The following is a 15,886-nucleotide window of genomic DNA, read 5'->3' on the forward strand; positions in this document are numbered from 1 at the left end:
CGGGTTGGTGTGCATCCGCGGCGTTAGGAAAGTCGCCGTCTTAAGGGGTACGACTTCCCAGGGTATTGAGCGTTCAAGCGGATTGATCAGCGGATATTGAGCTGCGTGGTCAGGGTGTTTTGCGGCGGGTTGATCGAGGAATTGCTGTACTGGAACCAGCCTTGGGCCTCGACATTCAGGTCAAACACATAGATGTAGCCCATCAGTGTGCCCACGCCGTTGCACACTTCGCTGATGTTGCCGACCTGACAAACCGCCGTGCGTTGCCCATTCAATTCAGCGCCATCGAAGCGGCCCATGGGGTTATTACCCAGGCCCACCTCCATGACGGAAACCTTGGTAGGCCCACGGTGCGTACACATCTGTGTGCTCTGCGCGCGCTCGGGGATGCTTTCCTTACACGCTGCCGACTCGACCTGGAACACCCGCACTTCGCTCAACGGCGGTGCAGCCGCGCCCCAGGCCGGTGCTGCGCCGAGCAACAGGCTGATACAGGGGATCAGGGCTAGACTCCACGGGTTGGCGTTTTTCATGTTGCAGATGACCTTGGTTTAAACGTCGGCGCAGTATGCCTCAAGGCCTCGGCTGCTGGTATGATGCGCCGCTTTTTCCGATCCTCTCTGAAACCACAGGCGCTTGGCGCAGTTTGTGCTTTGACTTAGAGGTCAACAAATCACGACGCCACAGAGCGTCACAGGGAGCCGGCATGCTGGAAAAGCTGTTTCAACTCAAAGCACACAACACCAACGTGCGCACCGAGATTCTCGCGGGCATCACGACATTCCTGGCCATGGCCTACATCCTATTCGTGAACCCGAGCATCCTCGGCGAGACCGGCATGGACAAGGGCGCGGTGTTCGTCGCGACCTGCCTGGCGGCCGCCATCGGTTCGACCGTGATGGGCCTGATCGCCAACTACCCGATCGCCCTCGCGCCGGGCATGGGCCTCAACGCCTTCTTTACCTACACCGTGGTCCTGCACATGGGCCACACCTGGCAGGTGGCGCTGGGTGCGGTGTTTATCTCGGCGGTGCTGTTTTTCCTGCTGTCGATCTTCCGTATTCGTGAATGGATCATCAACGCCATCCCACTGCCGCTGCGTTCGGCGATTGCCGCCGGTATCGGCCTGTTCCTGGCGCTGATCGCCCTGCACAACGCTGGCATCGTGGTCGGCAATCCCAACACCCTGGTGGGCCTGGGCGACCTGAAAAAACCCGCGCCGATCCTGGCTACGTTTGGCTTTATCCTGATCGTCGCCCTGGAAGCCCTGGCGGTGCGCGGTGCCGTACTGATCGGCATCCTGGCGGTCACCATCGTCTCGATCCTGCTGGGCGTCACCCCCTTCGGCGGCGTTGTCTCGATGCCGCCTTCCCTGGCCCCGACCTTCCTGCAACTGGATATCAAAGGCGCGCTGGACATCGGCCTGGTCAGCGTGATCTTCGCCTTCCTGTTCGTTGACCTGTTCGACAACTCCGGCACCCTGATCGGCGTGGCCAAGCGTGCCGGCCTGATGGGCAAAGACGGCCACATGCCGAAAATGGGCCGTGCGCTGATCGCCGACAGTACCGCCGCCATGGCCGGCTCGCTGCTGGGTACGTCGACCACCACCAGCTACATTGAATCGGCTGCGGGCGTGAGCGCCGGTGGCCGTACCGGCTTGACCGCCATCGTGGTCGCGATCCTGTTCCTGTTGGCCCTGTTCTTCTCGCCGCTGGCCGCCAGCGTACCGGCCTTCGCCACTGCGCCGGCACTGCTGTTCGTGGCGGTGTTGATGACCCAGGGCCTGGCCGAAATCGACTGGGACGACATCACGGTTGCAGCGCCAGTGGTGATCACCGCCCTGGCGATGCCTTTCACCTATTCCATCGCCAACGGCATCGCCTTCGGTTTCATCGCCTGGACCGCCATCAAGCTGCTTTCGGGCCGCTACCGTGAGCTGAACCCGGCGCTGGTGATTCTGTCGATTCTGTTTGTGATCAAGCTGGGCTGGTTCAACGCATGACTTTTGACGCCGCAAGCTACACCGCTCAACTGCAAGACAAGGTCACGCGCTTGCGTGACCTGCTGGCCCCGTTCGACGCGCCAGCGCCGCAGGTCTTCGACTCGCCGCTGCAGCACTTCCGTCTGCGCGCGGAGTTCCGCCTGTGGCGCGAGGGCGGCGAGCGCCACTACGCGATGTTCTCCCAGGACGACAAGCGCACGCCGATCCTGATCGAAGAATTCCCCATCGCCAGCCTGCGCATCAACCAGTTGATGCCGCAACTCAAGGCCGCCTGGCAAGCCAGCGCCGCCCTGAGCCACAAGCTGTTCCAGGTGGAGTTCCTCACCACCTTGGCCGGCGACGCGATGATCACCCTGTGCTATCACCGCCCGCTGGACGAGCATTGGCACACCGCCGCTAACCAACTGGCAGCTGACTTGAATGTCAGCATCATCGGCCGCTCCAAGGGCAAGCGCGATGTGATCGGCCACGACTACGTGGTAGAAAAACTCGACGTGGGCGGCCGCACCTTCAGCTATCGCCAACCCGAAGGCGCGTTCACCCAGCCCAACGGCACGGTGAACCAGAAGATGCTGAACTGGGCTTATGAAGCCCTGGGTGATCGTCCGGATGATCTGCTGGAGCTGTATTGCGGCAACGGCAACTTCACCCTCCCCCTGGCTACGCGTGTACGCAAAGTACTGGCCACCGAAATCAGCAAGACCTCGGTGAATGCGGCCCTGAGCAACCTCGATGAAAACGCGGTGGATAACGTCACCCTGGTGCGCCTGTCAGCCGAAGAACTCACCGAAGCCTTGAACGAAGTGCGTCCGTTCCGTCGCCTGCACGGCATCGACCTGAAAAGCTATGAATTCGGCAGCGTCTTCGTCGACCCGCCGCGCGCCGGCATGGACCCGGACACCTGCGAGTTGACCCGGCGCTTCGATAACATCCTGTACATCTCCTGCAACCCGGAGACCTTGGCGGCGAACATTGCGCAACTGCATGACACGCACAAGATCACCCAGTGTGCGATGTTTGACCAGTTCCCGTGGACGCACCATATGGAGTCCGGGGTGTTATTGACCCGGCGGTAACTCAGCGTCTTCCGGTTCCTTCTTGCGCGGCCGCCCACCTTTCTTGCCATTGGCACGGGCGGCGGCGGCTTTGGCGGCGCTGCTTTTGCGGCCGTTGCGCGAAGCCACCAGGCTGGTGGCCAGGTCCATCAGCGGTTTGCTGGTGGCGATCAGGCCCGTGACTGAAACATCCAGGTCCTGGGCCTCACAGCACAGCGCCTTGCCGCCAAAGCCGACTTCCAGTTGCGCAAAGTCCTCCAGGGAAAACCCCTCGAACTCGGGCAGGCCAGCCACTGGCAGTACAACACGACTGCCGTCGCTGAAACCGATGGAGATGCAGTTGTCTTCATAACGCACAGAGCTGGCACGGGCATAAAGGTGCCGTGTCTTGCGCCCTCGGGCTATCGCCTTTTCGACGTCGGCCTCAGTGAGTGGTTTATAGGGTACAGCTTTGGCTTTTACGATTTGCTTCATAGTTCAATCTCCACATAACCCGGTGCCCTGACCAGATTCAAAATGGTTTTCTGCCCCACGACATCGTGCCGGGCACGCGCGATCACATAAACACCCGGCTGAATGATCAGCCCAGGCAACACTTCGCGAGCCTCCCAATCCCAGGAATGATTCTCCAGGCAGACCGTTTGCAGGTATTCCCACCAGATCCTGCGTGCCCGCGCCAGGTAATGGCGCTGCATGATCGCCCCGCGTATCTCTTTCAAAACCGCCATGGGTGGCTGCCGCCGCTCAGGCTCTACGTCCCACAACTCCACGTCCCCATCCAGAAAACTGAAACGAAAACGCGCATCCCATTCGTTCCCCCGCACATGCACATGGGGCGGGCAATGCTCATCCCTGATAAACACCGAAATCACATAGCCTTTGTAAGTGCCTACTCGCATCGTAACCCATCCGTTAGGTTATTTTCCGCCAGGTAACAATTTTTCCTTGTCACCCGACAACCGGCTCCATTTCCCAGAGCTGATTCACAGATTAGTCAGCACAAAAAACCCGGCGAATGCCGGGTTGTAACCACTCATGCCGAGGGCTGGAAATACTCCGCCAAAGCCCGCAAGTCCTGTTCGCTCAGCAATCCCGCGTAATACTTCAGCTGAATCCTCGCCAGCAGATACGCATGCCGCGCATTCGCCAAATCACGGCGGGCGGTGAAGAGTTGTTGTTCGGCGTCGAGCACGTCGAGGTTGACCCGCTCACCACCGGCCACACTCTTTTTCGTCGCCGCGACTAAAGCCGTGGCAGAGCTGACGGCCATTTCATAAGCACGCACTTTCGCCGCGCCGCTGGTGTTGAGATTGAACTGTTTGCGCAATTCCACCAGCGTGGCCGAGGTTTGCGCGTCCAGCTCGTATTGGGCCTGGGACAACTGGTTCGCCGCCTGGCGGGTCGACGCCGACACACCACCACCGGCAAACAGCGGCAGGCTGACCTGGATGCCGACAGTGTTGGTGTCGTACTTCTGGTTGTAGCTGCTTTCCGAGTCGGAGTTAGTCTGGCGACTGGTGGCGTACAGGCTGACCTTGGGCAGGTGACCAGCGCGTTTGCGTTCCACTTCATAGGAGGCCACGTCCAGGGCATGGTGCTGGGATTTGAGTTCCGGGTTGTTGGCCATGGCCAGTTCGCGCCAGGTTTCGAAACGATTGGGCTCCAGGGGCGCAATCTCGAACTGGCGCGTCAGCGGCGCCAGTTCTTCGATCTGCAACGGTTGGCCGACGATGGCTTCCAGCTCGCGTAAGGCACTGTCCTGCGCGTCTTGCGATTCAATCTCTTCGGCCTGGGCCAGGCTCAAACGCGCCTGGGTTTCCAGCACATCGGTGCGTGTGCCTTCACCGCCTTTTAAAAGGCGATCATTGAGTTGCAAGCGCTCGGTATACGCGCGCTTCTGTGCACGACTCAGCTCAATGCGTTCCTGGGCCAACAACGCCTGGCTGTAGGCATTGAGTACCCGCACCGCCAGTTCCTGGCTCTTGCCGCGAAAGCGCTCGTCGGCCATCAATGCCTGAGCGGTGCCCTGGCGAAAACGCGCATAGGCTTCGTAATCCAGCAGCGGCTGCTGCAAGGTCAGGGTCGACGCATAGCTGCGGTAATCACGGTCGCTTTTGACATCACCCGCCGTTACTTCGGACTCGTTGCGCGAGTTGTTATAGCTCCACGACAAATTCGGCAACAACGCCGCACGGCCGATCGCGCGGTTTTCTTCACCGCCTTCACGCTCCTGGATGGCAGCCTGAAACGTCGGATCATTGCGCAAGGCCAAGTCATAGGCATCCAGCAAACCCAGGGCGTGGGCCACCGAGGAACAACCGAAACACAAGGTAAACAACAGCGCCTTCATTCTTCCACCAGGGCCATATGGGTGCGATCCATCAGGGGTTTGAACAGGTAGTTGAGCATCGAACGCTCGCCGGTCTTGACGAAGGTTTCCACCGGCATGCCTGGGCGGATCTGCACACCGTCCAATTGCTGCATACCGGCTGCGCTGACCTGGGCGCGCAGCGTGTAATAGGGCTCGTCGGTGCGTTCATCGACCTGGCGGTCCGCCGAGACCAACGTCACCTCGCCGGCCACCCGGGGGGTGGTGGACTGGTTAAAGGCCGAGAACATCAGTTCCACCGGCAGGCCGGGGTGCACCTTGTCGACCATCTGCACCGGCACCCGCGCTTCCACCAGCAAGGGCTCGCCCTGGGGCACGATGTCCATCAGCGCCTGGCCAGGCTTGATCACGCCGCCTTCGGTGTACACATCCAACCCCACTACCACGCCGCTTGCGGGCGCACGCACCAGGCTGTTGGCCAATTCGAACTCGGCCGAAGCCAGGCAATTGCGCAGGTCATCGCTGCGGGTGCGGGTCTCGGCCAACTGGCCGCGCAGGTCCTTCTGGAAGTCTTCGCCGAGCTGGCGGATGCGCAGGCGCAGTTCCATCACCTGGCGTTGCAGTTGGCCGATGCGACCGTAGTCTTCGGCGATGGCGCCGTCGATCTGTGAGTACAGTCGCTCGCTGTCGAGCAGCCGATTGCGCGGGATATAACCTTCACGCGCCAACTCGCGCAGGCCCTGCAATTGCTCGTTCAACGCTGCGCGCTGCTGGACTTTGCTCGCCTGCGAATCCCGCGTACCGCGCAGTTGCGCCTCGGCCCCAGCGATGGTTTCACGCAGGCCTTGTTGCTCGGTGGCCAAGGCCTGGGCACGGCTATTGAACAACTGCCGTTGCAGGCTCAAGGTGCCCGCTGCCTCCGGATCGTTAAGCAATTCAGGGTTGAAGGTGATCGCCGCCAACCCTTCACTTTCGGCACTCAAGCGCGCCTCGCTGGCCAGCGACGCCAAGTACTGGCTGCGCAGGGACTGCATCTGCCCGCGCAACGGGGTTTCCTTCAAGCGCAACAACACTTGACCGGCGCTCACCACGTCGCCGTCGCGCACGTCGATACGCTCGACAATGCCCCCGGCCGGGTGCTGCACGGTCTTGCGATGGCCCGACACCATGACCTTGCCCGGCACTGCCACGCCCTTATCGAGTGGCGCCAACGCCGCCCATCCGAGGAAGCCGGCAAAACCGCCGAGTACCAACAGCCAGCCCAGGCGCGAGTACTTTTTGTCATCCAACGCCAACACATTATTGGGCGCATCGCTGATCAATACAGGTTTGCTCGGGTTCATGCCTGTTTTCCTTCACCGAGGCGGTAGCTCATGCTCATGGTCGATACCGGTTTGGGCGCTGCCGGTTTCTGCCGTGCCTCCAACACACGCGCCGTCGGCCCGAAGGCCTGCAACTGGCCTTCCTTGAGGATCAGCAACTGGTCGGTCAGCGTCAGTACGTTGGGTTTGTGGGTGATCAGGATCACGGTGCGACGCTGTTGCTTGAGCTGGGCGATAGCATGGAGCAAGGCCTGCTCGCCCACTTCATCCAGGTTGGCGTTGGGCTCATCCAGCACGATCAGCGCAGGCAGGCCGTATAGCGCACGGGCCAGTGCAACGCGTTGCTTCTGGCCACCGGAAAGCCCGGCACCGCCTTCTCCCAATTGCGTGTCGTAGCCTTGGGGCAGTTGCAGGATCAGATCATGCACGCCGGCCATCTGCGCAGCCGCGAGGACTTTATCCGCGTCGACCTCAGCAAACCGCGCGATGTTTTCCGCGATGCTGCCAGCGAACAGCTGGATGTCTTGCGGCAGGTAACCGATGTGCGGGCCCAACTGCTGCTTGTCCCACAAGGCCAAGTCGGCGCCATCCAGGCGCACCTTGCCGGCCAGGGGCGCCCAGGCGCCCACCAGTATCCGAGCGAGGGTGGATTTGCCGCAGCCCGACGGCCCGATCACGCCCAGGACTTCCCCTGCTGCCAGATTGAAACCCAGATTGGCCAACGCGGGTCGACGGCTGCCGGGGGCGCAGGCGCTGATCTGTTCGACGCTTAGCTGGCCTTTGGGCACCGGCAGCGCCATGCGCTGCGGACGCGCGGGATTGGCCTCCAGCATCTGCGATAACCGATCAAACGCCAGGCGCGCCGAACCCCACTGTTTCCACACGCCGATCAATTGGTCAATGGGGCTCAGCACGCGGCCCATCAGGATTGAGCCGGCAATCATCATGCCCGGCGTGATATCACCCTGTACCGCCAGCAAGGCGCCCAGGCCCAGCACCAGGGATTGCAGCGCCAGGCGCACGCCCTTGGACCAGGCGGTAACGGTCGCGGTCTTTTCACTGGCCAGGTTCTGCTGCGCCAAAAACGCCTGATGCTGGCCGAACCAGCGCGCACGCAAGGTGGCGAGCATGCCCATGGCTTCGATGGTGTCGGCATTGCGCAGGTTGGCCGTGGCCTGCTGGCTGGCGCTGATGGACAGTTGGCTGGCCAGGGCCATCGGCGCTTGGCTGACGTGATGGTTGACCCACGCCAGCACAATCAACAACAGCGCGCCGACCAGCGCCAACAGACCGAGCCAGGGGTGGAACAGGAAAATCACCAGCAGGTACACCGGAAACCATGGCGCATCAAAGAACGCGAATAACGCCTGGCCGGTGGCGAACTGGCGCAGCGTGGTCAGGTCATGCAACGCCTGGCCCGCCGCCTGCGTGCCGCCCTTGAGCTGCGCTTCAAACGCGGCGTCGTACACCCGCTGGTTCAAGCGCATGTCCATCTGCGTACCGAGGCGGATCACCACCTGGCTGCGCACCCATTCCAACGCGCCCATCAGGCCGAACAGGCCGAGGATCATCAGCGTCAGCATCAACAGGGTCATCTCATTGCCCGAGGCCAGCACCCGGTCGTACACCTGCAGCATGTACAGCGCCGGGGCGAGCATCAGCAAGTTGATCACCGCCGAGAACAGGCCGATGTTGAAGAAGCCACTTTTATAGGCCGTGAGGGCGGCCAGGGTTTCGTTGCCGACGTGGCGCATCTGGGGATTCTCATGGGGTTGAGCGGGCAGCACCGCCGCGTTGACAGGCAAAGCGACGCTGCGCAGAATTCGGCACCGCCGTCGCTGAAGAGTTAGAAGGCTTGGCGACAGCGGTGTGTAAAACGGCGAATGGGAGAGCGATCTTCCATTCGCTTTTTTGCTTAAGCGGCCAGGGCGAAGTCCTGAGGCACGTCTTGCACGCCCACCAGCGCCACGTCGGACGCAGCGACCGAAGCCGAGTCCACATGAGCCACACCGGCAGCCGCCAGTTGGTCGAACGTCGAGTTGATCGACAGGCTTGGGTCGATGTCCTTGAGCAGGGAGTCGATCGCCGAAGCCAGTGCCGAGCTGTCACCGCTCATCAGGCCGTACACGATTTTGTGCACCTGGCCATCACGGCCTTCGGATTGCAGGCTCGACAGGCCCAGGTTGGCGAAGCTGACTTCCTGCTCGGCGAGGCTGTAGCTGCCGCCGGCCCCGCCGCCGGTCAGGATAGTGCCCAGGTTCAGGGAGTCGATCGAACCCCACAAGGTGTGCGACGGCGGGTTGAACAAGGTGTAATGCAGGTCGCCGTTAGCCACCACAGCCGCGTTGCTTTCAGTGCTCGACACACCGTATTGGGTGCCATCGAACGGGCCAGGATTGAAACCACCGGTGTTCGAACCCTCCTTGACCGACCCTTCACGGTGGTTCAGGTCACCAAAGTAAGCCGACCAGTCGCTCAGGTACTCGGCAACGGTGTTAGTGGCGTAGGTCGTGCTGTATGAAATAGAAATGCTCATGCAAAACTCCAAGTCATGGGGTGGTATCTCCACAGCAAGCCACTGCCTGCTGTGGTTTTGCCCGTCACTGGGCAAAATCGGTCAGAACTGATATTCAACGGTGCCCTGCAACGTGCGCCCACGCCCCAGGGTGAAGGCCAACACGTCGCCCAGCGGCACCAGGTAGGCGCGGTCGGTGACGTTTTCCATGGCCAGGCGCAGGGTCAACTGGTCGGTGGCGCGGTAGCTGCTGTAGAGGTCATAGACGGTGTAGGGCTTCCAGTCGGCCGGGTACACGCCAGTTTGCGAAGTGGTCACGCCAACGCCGCCTTTGACGTAGTAACCGCCGCTGTAACGGGCGCGAACGCCCACATCCAACTTGCGCTCAAGGAAGCGCGCGCCCAGTGTCGCGGTGCCGCGGTCCATCGGCATGTGCTCGGAAGAGCCCAGGATCGCGCTGCAGCTCTGACCCGCATTGGCCACGTCGTCGGGCACCATCGCAGTGACTGGCGCCCGGCTGCCGGGCCCTTTCTGGATCTTGGTCACACCGCCCAGCCACGCGGTCTTGCTGCAGAACTTATTGCTACCGAGCATGCGCGTGTAATTGAACTGGCCGTAGGCGAACCCGGCGTCGTAATCCAGCTGGTATTCCAGGCCGCGAAAACGCGTGGTCTCCAGGTTGTTCACGTACGCCGCATTGCCGATATTGGCGATGCCATAACCCGGCGGCTGCACGCCCAGGGCCATATAGGAAAAGTCATCCACGCGGGTGTTGAAGTAGGACACTTTCATGCCTACGCGGTCTTCGGAGAACAGCAGGTCCTCCTTCAACACATTGAAGCCAACCTCCCAGGACGTGGACGTCTCAGGCTTCAAGTAGGGGTTGGGGAAAATCGACTCCGAGCCCCCGCCATGTGGCCGGCCACTCACCAACGTTTCGGTGACTGCCGGCGGGCGCCAGCCCTTGCCGTACGTGGCGAAGAGTTGAAGCCAATCCACGCCCGGCTTGATCGACAGGCCAAAGGTCGGCGAGAAATGCCCCTCTTCCCGATCCACGTCATAGGTCATGGGCAAGCCCACTTGCCGGGTGGTGCCAATGATGAACGTACGGGTGTTCAAACCGGTTTCGCCGCGCAGCCGATAGCGGTCGTAGCGCAACCCGGCATTGAGGTTCAGCCAGTTGTCGTAGTCGTAGTCCAGGCGAGTGAACAGGCTGCCCATCGCCCGGTCGCCCCTGGGCGTGATGCTTTCCGCCGCCGAGGCTGTCACGGCCGAATCGGCGGCCACCATCTGGTTGGAGTCCGGGCGGACCTTGTCGTAGAAAAACTCCAGGCCATAGTTGGCCTTGATCACGGACAGCTCGCTCAAGGCAAAGGTCGAAATGTTCTGTGCCTGGAAACCATAGGTGTTGGTCTGGTAGGTGACCTCGTAGCCCTTGCTGCTGCCACGGGTCAGCGTGGACTGATCGTTGCGGGTATCGACGTAATAAAGCTTGGCCTTGAAATCGATCAGCGGGTTGTCCGGCGTGTAGCTGTAGTCCAGCGCGAAGTTCTGTGCCGTGACGTCACTGCTGCCGAGTTTCTCCCAAAGCTGGGCTTTTTCGGCGGTCATCATGTTGACGTCGTCATAGCCGACTTCGGTGGTCAGGTAGCTCAGTTGAAGGCGCTGATCCACCGGCAGGTTGAGGCCTAGCTTGAGCAGTCGCGAGCGCATCACCGAACCGGTGTATTCCACAGTGGAGTTCTTGATCCGGTCTTCACTGGTCGGCAGGAAGGAACTGCCGGTGCGCAGCTCGCCAATGCTGCCCTTGGTGCCGGGTTTGTAGTCACCGAGGTGACGCTCGCTGGCCGCCACCAACATGTCCCACACGTCGGTGCCCACCGCAAACGCCGAGCTGCCGATGAAGTGCGTGCCGTTGCTGCGCCCGCCCAAGCCCGTGGTCAAGCGGATACGCCCGCCGATTTCCTTGCCGTCCTTGAGCAGGTCGGCCGCTTCCACGGTGCGAAAGTTGGCGACCCCGCCGATCACTCCCGCCCCACCCATCGTGGAAGTGGCACCCTTCTCGATCACCACCTCAGACAGCAACTCCGGGTCGACATACAGCGTGCCATTGCGTTGCTGGTGACCACTTTGCTGATAGTTCTGACGCATCCCGTCCACCGACATGTTGACCCGGCCGTAGTCCTGAATGCCGCGAATATTCACCGACAAACCGGGGTCTTGCTGGCTGACCGCCGAGTAGACGCCCGGCGCCTCCTCCAACATTTCAGCGGCATGCCGGGGCGGGTTGCGATCCAGTTGCTCGCGCCCGACCACACTCACTGAGCGGGGCGACGAGTACACCCAATCGTTGGGGTGCAGGCCGGTGATTGTGGTGGTGCCCAGCGCCAAGGCGGCGCCGCTCTGCTCAACGCGGGTCAGGGTGACCTGACGCTCGCCGTTGAAGCGGTACTCCACCGGGGCGTTGCCCAGCAACCGCGCCAAGCCTTCCTGCACGCTGTACTGCCCTTTCACCGCCGTACTCTGCAAGCCTTCCAGGCGCTGGCTATCGAACAGCACTTGCAGGCCGGCCTGGTCGGCAAATGCCAGCACGGCACTGCCCAGGGATTGCGCAGGGATATCGATCATCAGCACGGCTGGCTGTGCAGCCTTCACCTGGGGTTGCGCGGCGTACACCGGGGCCGCAACGGCGAACAGGCCCAAGTGGATGGCCAGGGCTAACCGGCTAACGGTGATACGCCCCTTGTTGAGTGCTGACATTTCTGTTGTTCCCTGCGCTAAGCGTTTTTTGTTTATGCGAATGCTTCTCACCTAGCAAGACGTGCGACGCGCAGGAAGTCAGTAAGATTTTTTGAAAGTTTTTCAGGAGGGGGGATTTCAGGCGGTGGGAGCAGGCCCCCACCGGGTCATCAATAGATCAGGCTGAGGCCTGCCAGATCCAGGCGTTGCACCTGGAGTTCCTGGGTCAGCGTGGCAAGGGCGGTGTCGAGCATGTCGAGGCGGAACACGCCGCTGACTTCACGCTCGCCGAGGGCCGAGTCGGTCAACACCACGCGCCCGGGACGGTAGCGGTTAAGTTGTTCGATGACAGTGGCCAACGGCTGGCGATCAAAGATCAACACACCGCGCCGCCAGCTGGTGGCGCGCGCAACATCGAATTGGTCCAAGGGCACGATGCCTTGCTGAGGGCTGTAGCGTACGGCCAGGCCTTCCTGGACCACCCTGTCGGACGGACCCTTTTTCGGCGTCGCGTTCAGGGACACCTCGACACTGTGTTCCAGCACGCCAACCCACGCCTGACTGTCGTCTTCGCGCTCCACTACAAACCGCGTGCCCAGCGCGCGGGTCTGGCCGCCGGCGCTTTGCACCACAAACGGCCGGGTTTCCTCACCGACCATCGGCGCCACGTCAAAGATCGCCGAACCCTGGAGCAGGCTGATGCGCCGTTGCACACCGTCGTAGTCCAGGCGGATGGCACTGGCGGAATCCAGCTCGACCTTGCTGCCGTCGGCCAGGTGCACGGTGCGCACCTCGCCTTTCGCGGTGACGTAATCGGCTTGCATGCGCAGCAACACCTCCGGCCCGCGCACCCAGCCAATACCCGCCACCACCACGACCAATGCGACGGCGGCCGCGCGTTGCCATGGCCTTCGCCGTTGGGTGCGGCGCACCGGCATCGTTGCCGCTGACGGGCGCTGGCGGTGCACGGGCTCTTCCTTGTACACATCGCCCAACGCCGCCCAGGTCTGTTCGGCAAAACGCAACGCCGCTTCATGGCGGCTGTCGCAGGCGATCCAATGCTGCAGCTCGGCCTGCTCCTGTTCGGTCAGGGCACCGGCGTGCAGGCGCACCGCCCACTCGGCGGCCGCCTCGGTAATGCTGTGCTGTTGCGGACCCTGGCTATTCACGTGTGAATCTCGAATTTTTCGTTATGTAACGCTGTGACGTCTGAGGCGGCGCATTTCGGTAACTCATTCGTCGGATGGCGCCACTTCGCCGTCCTGCAGGCGCTGCATCACGTAGGCCAACGCCTTGGCCAGGTGCTTTTGTACGGAGCTGTCGGAGATGTCCAAGTGCCGGGCGACCTGGGCGTGGGTCATGCCTTCGATGCGGTTGAGACGGAAAATCTGCTGGGTGCGTTCCGGCAACTCCGCCAGTGCCTGCTTCAATGCCTGTCGCTGTTGCTGCGCCATTGCCTGAGCCTCCAACCCGGCCACTTCATCTTCAATCTCGGCCAGCGCCTCATGGGGCACGGAGTCTGTCTTGCGCCGCGCTTCCTGGCGAATATGGTCGATCAGCAGATTGCTCGCCGTTCGATAGAGATAGCCCTGGGAGTTGTCGATGCGCTCGCCGGCCGGCTTTTCGGCCAGGCGCAGGAAACTCTCCTGCACCAGGTCTGCGGCCAACTGCGGGTCCCGTACCTTGCGCGCCAGATACCCGCGCAGGGTATCGGCATGCTTGAGAAACAGGCCTTTGAGATCCACGTCCGACAAACCGACTCCCTGGAATGTAAAGGAAACAGGCGGGCATATTAAGCGTTGTCGAGAATGATTTTCAATTGATATCTAATCTGATCCGCTTGTGCGAATGGCCGGATTAACAGTTCGATAATCGAACACATCCGCCGCCATCAATTGACCAAATTAACTAACCAGTACATTTTATCTGCACAACTAACAAGAACTGTGGAGATACTCCCAATGCCGCCTATCGTGCTGGTGCTCAACGGCCCCAACCTCAACCTGCTCGGCACCCGTGAGCCCGCCACTTACGGTCATGAAACCCTGGCCGATGTTGCCGCCCTGTGTGGCCGCAGCGCCGAACAGCTCGGGCTGAAAATCGAATTTCGCCAGACCAACCACGAAGGCGAACTACTCGACTGGATCCACGGCGCCCGCGCCCGTTGCTCCGGCATCGTGATCAACCCGGCGGCCTGGACCCACACCTCCGTGGCGATTCGCGACGCGCTGGTGGCCAGTGAAGTGCCGGTGATCGAAGTGCACCTCTCCAACGTGCATGCCCGTGAAGCGTTCCGGCATCACTCGTTTGTGTCGCCCATCGCCAAGGCTGTCCTCGCAGGTTTCGGCAGCCACGGCTATCACCTGGCCCTGGAACATTTCAGCCAGTTGCTCAAAGGGTCGGCCCGATGAAACCGCGCATCCTCGCTGGCCTGATTGGCGCTGGCATCCAGGCTTCCCGCACGCCCGCCCTGCACGAACAAGAAGGCGATGCCCAAGGCCTGCGCTACCTGTATCACCTGATCGACCTTGAGCCCCTGCACCTGGACACCAACGCCCTGCCCGACCTGCTCGACGCCGCCGAGCTGATGCACTTCACCGGCCTGAACATCACCTACCCGTGCAAGCAGGCGATCCTACCGCTGCTCGATGAACTGTCCGACGAGGCCCGCGGCATTGGCGCGGTCAACACCGTGGTGTTCAAGGACGGCAAGCGCATCGGCCACAACACCGATTGCCTGGGGTTCGCCGAAGGCTTTCGGCGCAACCTGAAGGATGTGGCACGCCAACGCGTGGTGCAGATGGGTGCCGGCGGTGCGGGCGCGGCGGTGGCCCATGCGCTGCTGGCGGAAGGTGTGCAGCAGTTGAGTATTTTTGATGTGGACAGCAGCCGCGCCCGCGACCTTGTGGATAACCTCGCCCAGCGTTTCGGCGCCGGTCGGGCCCAAGTGGGCAGCCAACTGGAAAATGCCCTGGCCGAGGCCGATGGCTTGGTCAACACCACGCCGATGGGCATGGCCAAGCTGCCGGGCACACCCGTTCCGGCCACCTGGCTACGCGCTGAATTGTGGGTGGCGGAGATCGTGTATTTCCCGCTGGAAACCGAACTGCTGCGCGACGCCCGCGCCTTGGGTTGCCGCACCTTGGATGGCGGCAACATGGCGGTGTTTCAGGCGGTGAAGGCGTTTGAGCTGTTCAGTGGGGAAGTGCCGGATGCGCAGCGCATGCTGGCGCATTTCCAGAGCATGACGGATCAAGCCTGCAAGTAACGCATCACCGAATCACAAATCATGTCCCGATGCCGCTGTTTAACCGCCTCATCCGACAGGTCGATCTGAAAAATCTCACTGAAGGTATGGCGGTTGGACACCCGGTAAAAGCTGAACGAGTTGATCAGCAGGTGCACGTCCAACGGCTCCAGCCCTTCCCGGAACAAGCCCAACTCGGCCCCCCGGCGCAAGGTTTCGCCCAGCCCTTCAAGGATCTTGCTGTTCATCGCCTTGATGGTATCGGTGCGCTTCACGTACTCGGCATTGTGGATATTTTCGATGCTAACGATGCGCACGAAGTCCACGTTCTGGTCATGGTGATCAAAGGTGAATTCCACCAGCCGCCGGATCGCCTCGCGCGGCTCCAGCGCCGTGAGATTCATACGGGTTTCGGTGTTGCGGATGTCGCCGTAAAGCTTCTCCAGCACCTCGACGTACAACTGCTCCTTGCTGCCGAAGTAGTAATAGATCATGCGCTTGGACGTGTGGATACGCTCGGCGATCGCGTCCACGCGAGCGCCGGAAAGGCCCTGCTGGACAAACTCGACGATGGCTTCCTGGAGTATGTTTTCGCGGGTCTTTTCCGGATTGTTCTTACGACTCTTGCGAGGTGCCTCGGTGGTCATGGTGCGCTCACGGCCAGTGTTATGCAGGCC

15 protein-coding genes are annotated in these 15,886 nt (G+C 61.6%); 4 read left to right on the forward strand and 11 right to left on the reverse strand.

Features of this window, described 5'->3' with window-relative positions; genetic code table 11:
* Positions 1-86 precede the first annotated feature (86 nt).
* Positions 87-533 (reverse strand): DUF4879 domain-containing protein, encoded by a 447-nt coding sequence (locus tag OZ428_RS29140; protein ID WP_269132080.1) that lies wholly within the window; start codon positions 531-533, stop codon positions 87-89.
* A gap of 173 nt (positions 534-706) precedes the next feature.
* On the opposite strand from OZ428_RS29140, the gene OZ428_RS29145 reads away from it, so the two are divergent.
* Positions 707-2,002 (forward strand): NCS2 family permease, encoded by a 1,296-nt coding sequence (locus OZ428_RS29145; protein ID WP_038847593.1) that lies wholly within the window; start codon positions 707-709, stop codon positions 2,000-2,002.
* Positions 1,999-3,078: a tRNA (uridine(54)-C5)-methyltransferase TrmA gene (gene trmA, locus OZ428_RS29150; RefSeq protein ID WP_038847591.1), complete on the forward strand. Its 1,080-nt coding sequence runs from the start codon at positions 1,999-2,001 to the stop codon at positions 3,076-3,078. The genes OZ428_RS29145 and trmA overlap by 4 nt, the downstream gene beginning before the upstream one ends.
* Here the strand turns inward: trmA and OZ428_RS29155 are convergent.
* The 9 genes from OZ428_RS29155 to OZ428_RS29195 all read right to left on the reverse strand — a co-directional run bounded on the left by OZ428_RS29155 (position 3,061) and on the right by OZ428_RS29195 (position 13,716).
* Positions 3,061-3,531 carry a DUF2442 domain-containing protein gene (locus OZ428_RS29155; RefSeq protein WP_269132081.1) on the reverse strand — a complete coding sequence of 157 codons (471 nt, stop codon included), beginning with the start codon at positions 3,529-3,531 and terminating at the stop codon, positions 3,061-3,063. The genes trmA and OZ428_RS29155 overlap by 18 nt on opposite strands.
* Positions 3,528-3,956, reverse strand: coding sequence for a DUF4160 domain-containing protein (locus tag OZ428_RS29160; protein ID WP_269132082.1), 429 nt, complete (start codon positions 3,954-3,956; stop codon positions 3,528-3,530). Before OZ428_RS29160 ends, OZ428_RS29155 begins: the two co-directional genes overlap by 4 nt.
* 134 nt (positions 3,957-4,090) lie before the next feature.
* Positions 4,091-5,407 (reverse strand): TolC family outer membrane protein, encoded by a 1,317-nt coding sequence (locus tag OZ428_RS29165; protein ID WP_269132083.1) that lies wholly within the window; start codon positions 5,405-5,407, stop codon positions 4,091-4,093.
* Positions 5,404-6,729: an HlyD family type I secretion periplasmic adaptor subunit gene (locus OZ428_RS29170; RefSeq protein WP_269132084.1), complete on the reverse strand. Its 1,326-nt coding sequence runs from the start codon at positions 6,727-6,729 to the stop codon at positions 5,404-5,406. The genes OZ428_RS29165 and OZ428_RS29170 overlap by 4 nt, the downstream gene beginning before the upstream one ends.
* Positions 6,726-8,462, reverse strand: a complete 1,737-nt coding sequence (locus tag OZ428_RS29175) for a type I secretion system permease/ATPase (protein WP_269132085.1) — start codon at positions 8,460-8,462, stop codon at positions 6,726-6,728. Before OZ428_RS29175 ends, OZ428_RS29170 begins: the two co-directional genes overlap by 4 nt.
* A gap of 161 nt (positions 8,463-8,623) precedes the next feature.
* Positions 8,624-9,244, reverse strand: coding sequence for a heme acquisition protein HasA (locus OZ428_RS29180; protein ID WP_033897897.1), 621 nt, complete (start codon positions 9,242-9,244; stop codon positions 8,624-8,626).
* Positions 9,245-9,325: 81 nt separating this feature from the next.
* Complete coding sequence (locus tag OZ428_RS29185) at positions 9,326-11,983, reverse strand: TonB-dependent receptor (protein WP_269132086.1); 2,658 nt, start codon at positions 11,981-11,983, stop codon at positions 9,326-9,328.
* Between the two features lie 149 nt (positions 11,984-12,132).
* Positions 12,133-13,131 carry a FecR family protein gene (locus OZ428_RS29190; protein ID WP_269132087.1) on the reverse strand — a complete coding sequence of 333 codons (999 nt, stop codon included), beginning with the start codon at positions 13,129-13,131 and terminating at the stop codon, positions 12,133-12,135.
* Positions 13,132-13,194: 63 nt separating this feature from the next.
* Positions 13,195-13,716 (reverse strand): RNA polymerase sigma factor, encoded by a 522-nt coding sequence (locus tag OZ428_RS29195; RefSeq protein WP_028618031.1) that lies wholly within the window; start codon positions 13,714-13,716, stop codon positions 13,195-13,197.
* Positions 13,717-13,923: 207 nt separating this feature from the next.
* Between OZ428_RS29195 and aroQ the strand changes: the two genes are divergently transcribed.
* On the forward strand, positions 13,924-14,373 hold the full coding sequence (aroQ, locus tag OZ428_RS29200) for a type II 3-dehydroquinate dehydratase (protein WP_269132088.1): 450 nt from the start codon (positions 13,924-13,926) through the stop codon (positions 14,371-14,373).
* A complete protein-coding gene (locus OZ428_RS29205) occupies positions 14,370-15,230 on the forward strand; it encodes a shikimate dehydrogenase (RefSeq protein ID WP_269132089.1) in 861 nt (286 codons plus the stop codon). Before aroQ ends, OZ428_RS29205 begins: the two co-directional genes overlap by 4 nt.
* On the opposite strand, the gene OZ428_RS29210 is transcribed toward OZ428_RS29205, so the two are convergent.
* Positions 15,215-15,856: a TetR/AcrR family transcriptional regulator gene (locus OZ428_RS29210; protein ID WP_033897904.1), complete on the reverse strand. Its 642-nt coding sequence runs from the start codon at positions 15,854-15,856 to the stop codon at positions 15,215-15,217. The two genes, OZ428_RS29205 and OZ428_RS29210, sit on opposite strands and share 16 nt — an antisense overlap.
* Positions 15,857-15,886 lie beyond the last annotated feature (30 nt).

Origin of the sequence: Pseudomonas sp. GXZC, from assembly GCF_026967615.1 — a bacterium.
GTDB classification, from domain to species: domain Bacteria; phylum Pseudomonadota; class Gammaproteobacteria; order Pseudomonadales; family Pseudomonadaceae; genus Aquipseudomonas; species Aquipseudomonas azotoformans_A.

Excerpts from the sequence above, each read along its gene's own strand:
- OZ428_RS29140 (WP_269132080.1), bottom strand. The coding sequence starts at position 533 with ATGAAAAACGCCAACCCGTGGAGTCTAGCCCTGATCCCCTGTATCAGC.
- OZ428_RS29145 (WP_038847593.1), top strand. The coding sequence starts at position 707 with ATGCTGGAAAAGCTGTTTCAACTCAAAGCACACAACACCAACGTGCGC.
- trmA (WP_038847591.1), top strand. The coding sequence starts at position 1,999 with ATGACTTTTGACGCCGCAAGCTACACCGCTCAACTGCAAGACAAGGTC.
- OZ428_RS29155 (WP_269132081.1), bottom strand. The coding sequence starts at position 3,531 with ATGAAGCAAATCGTAAAAGCCAAAGCTGTACCCTATAAACCACTCACT.
- OZ428_RS29160 (WP_269132082.1), bottom strand. The coding sequence starts at position 3,956 with ATGCGAGTAGGCACTTACAAAGGCTATGTGATTTCGGTGTTTATCAGG.
- OZ428_RS29165 (WP_269132083.1), bottom strand. The coding sequence starts at position 5,407 with ATGAAGGCGCTGTTGTTTACCTTGTGTTTCGGTTGTTCCTCGGTGGCC.
- OZ428_RS29170 (WP_269132084.1), bottom strand. The coding sequence starts at position 6,729 with ATGAACCCGAGCAAACCTGTATTGATCAGCGATGCGCCCAATAATGTG.
- OZ428_RS29175 (WP_269132085.1), bottom strand. The coding sequence starts at position 8,462 with ATGCGCCACGTCGGCAACGAAACCCTGGCCGCCCTCACGGCCTATAAA.
- OZ428_RS29180 (WP_033897897.1), bottom strand. The coding sequence starts at position 9,244 with ATGAGCATTTCTATTTCATACAGCACGACCTACGCCACTAACACCGTT.
- OZ428_RS29185 (WP_269132086.1), bottom strand. The coding sequence starts at position 11,983 with ATGTCAGCACTCAACAAGGGGCGTATCACCGTTAGCCGGTTAGCCCTG.
- aroQ (WP_269132088.1), top strand. The coding sequence starts at position 13,924 with ATGCCGCCTATCGTGCTGGTGCTCAACGGCCCCAACCTCAACCTGCTC.
- OZ428_RS29205 (WP_269132089.1), top strand. The coding sequence starts at position 14,370 with ATGAAACCGCGCATCCTCGCTGGCCTGATTGGCGCTGGCATCCAGGCT.
- OZ428_RS29210 (WP_033897904.1), bottom strand. The coding sequence starts at position 15,856 with ATGACCACCGAGGCACCTCGCAAGAGTCGTAAGAACAATCCGGAAAAG.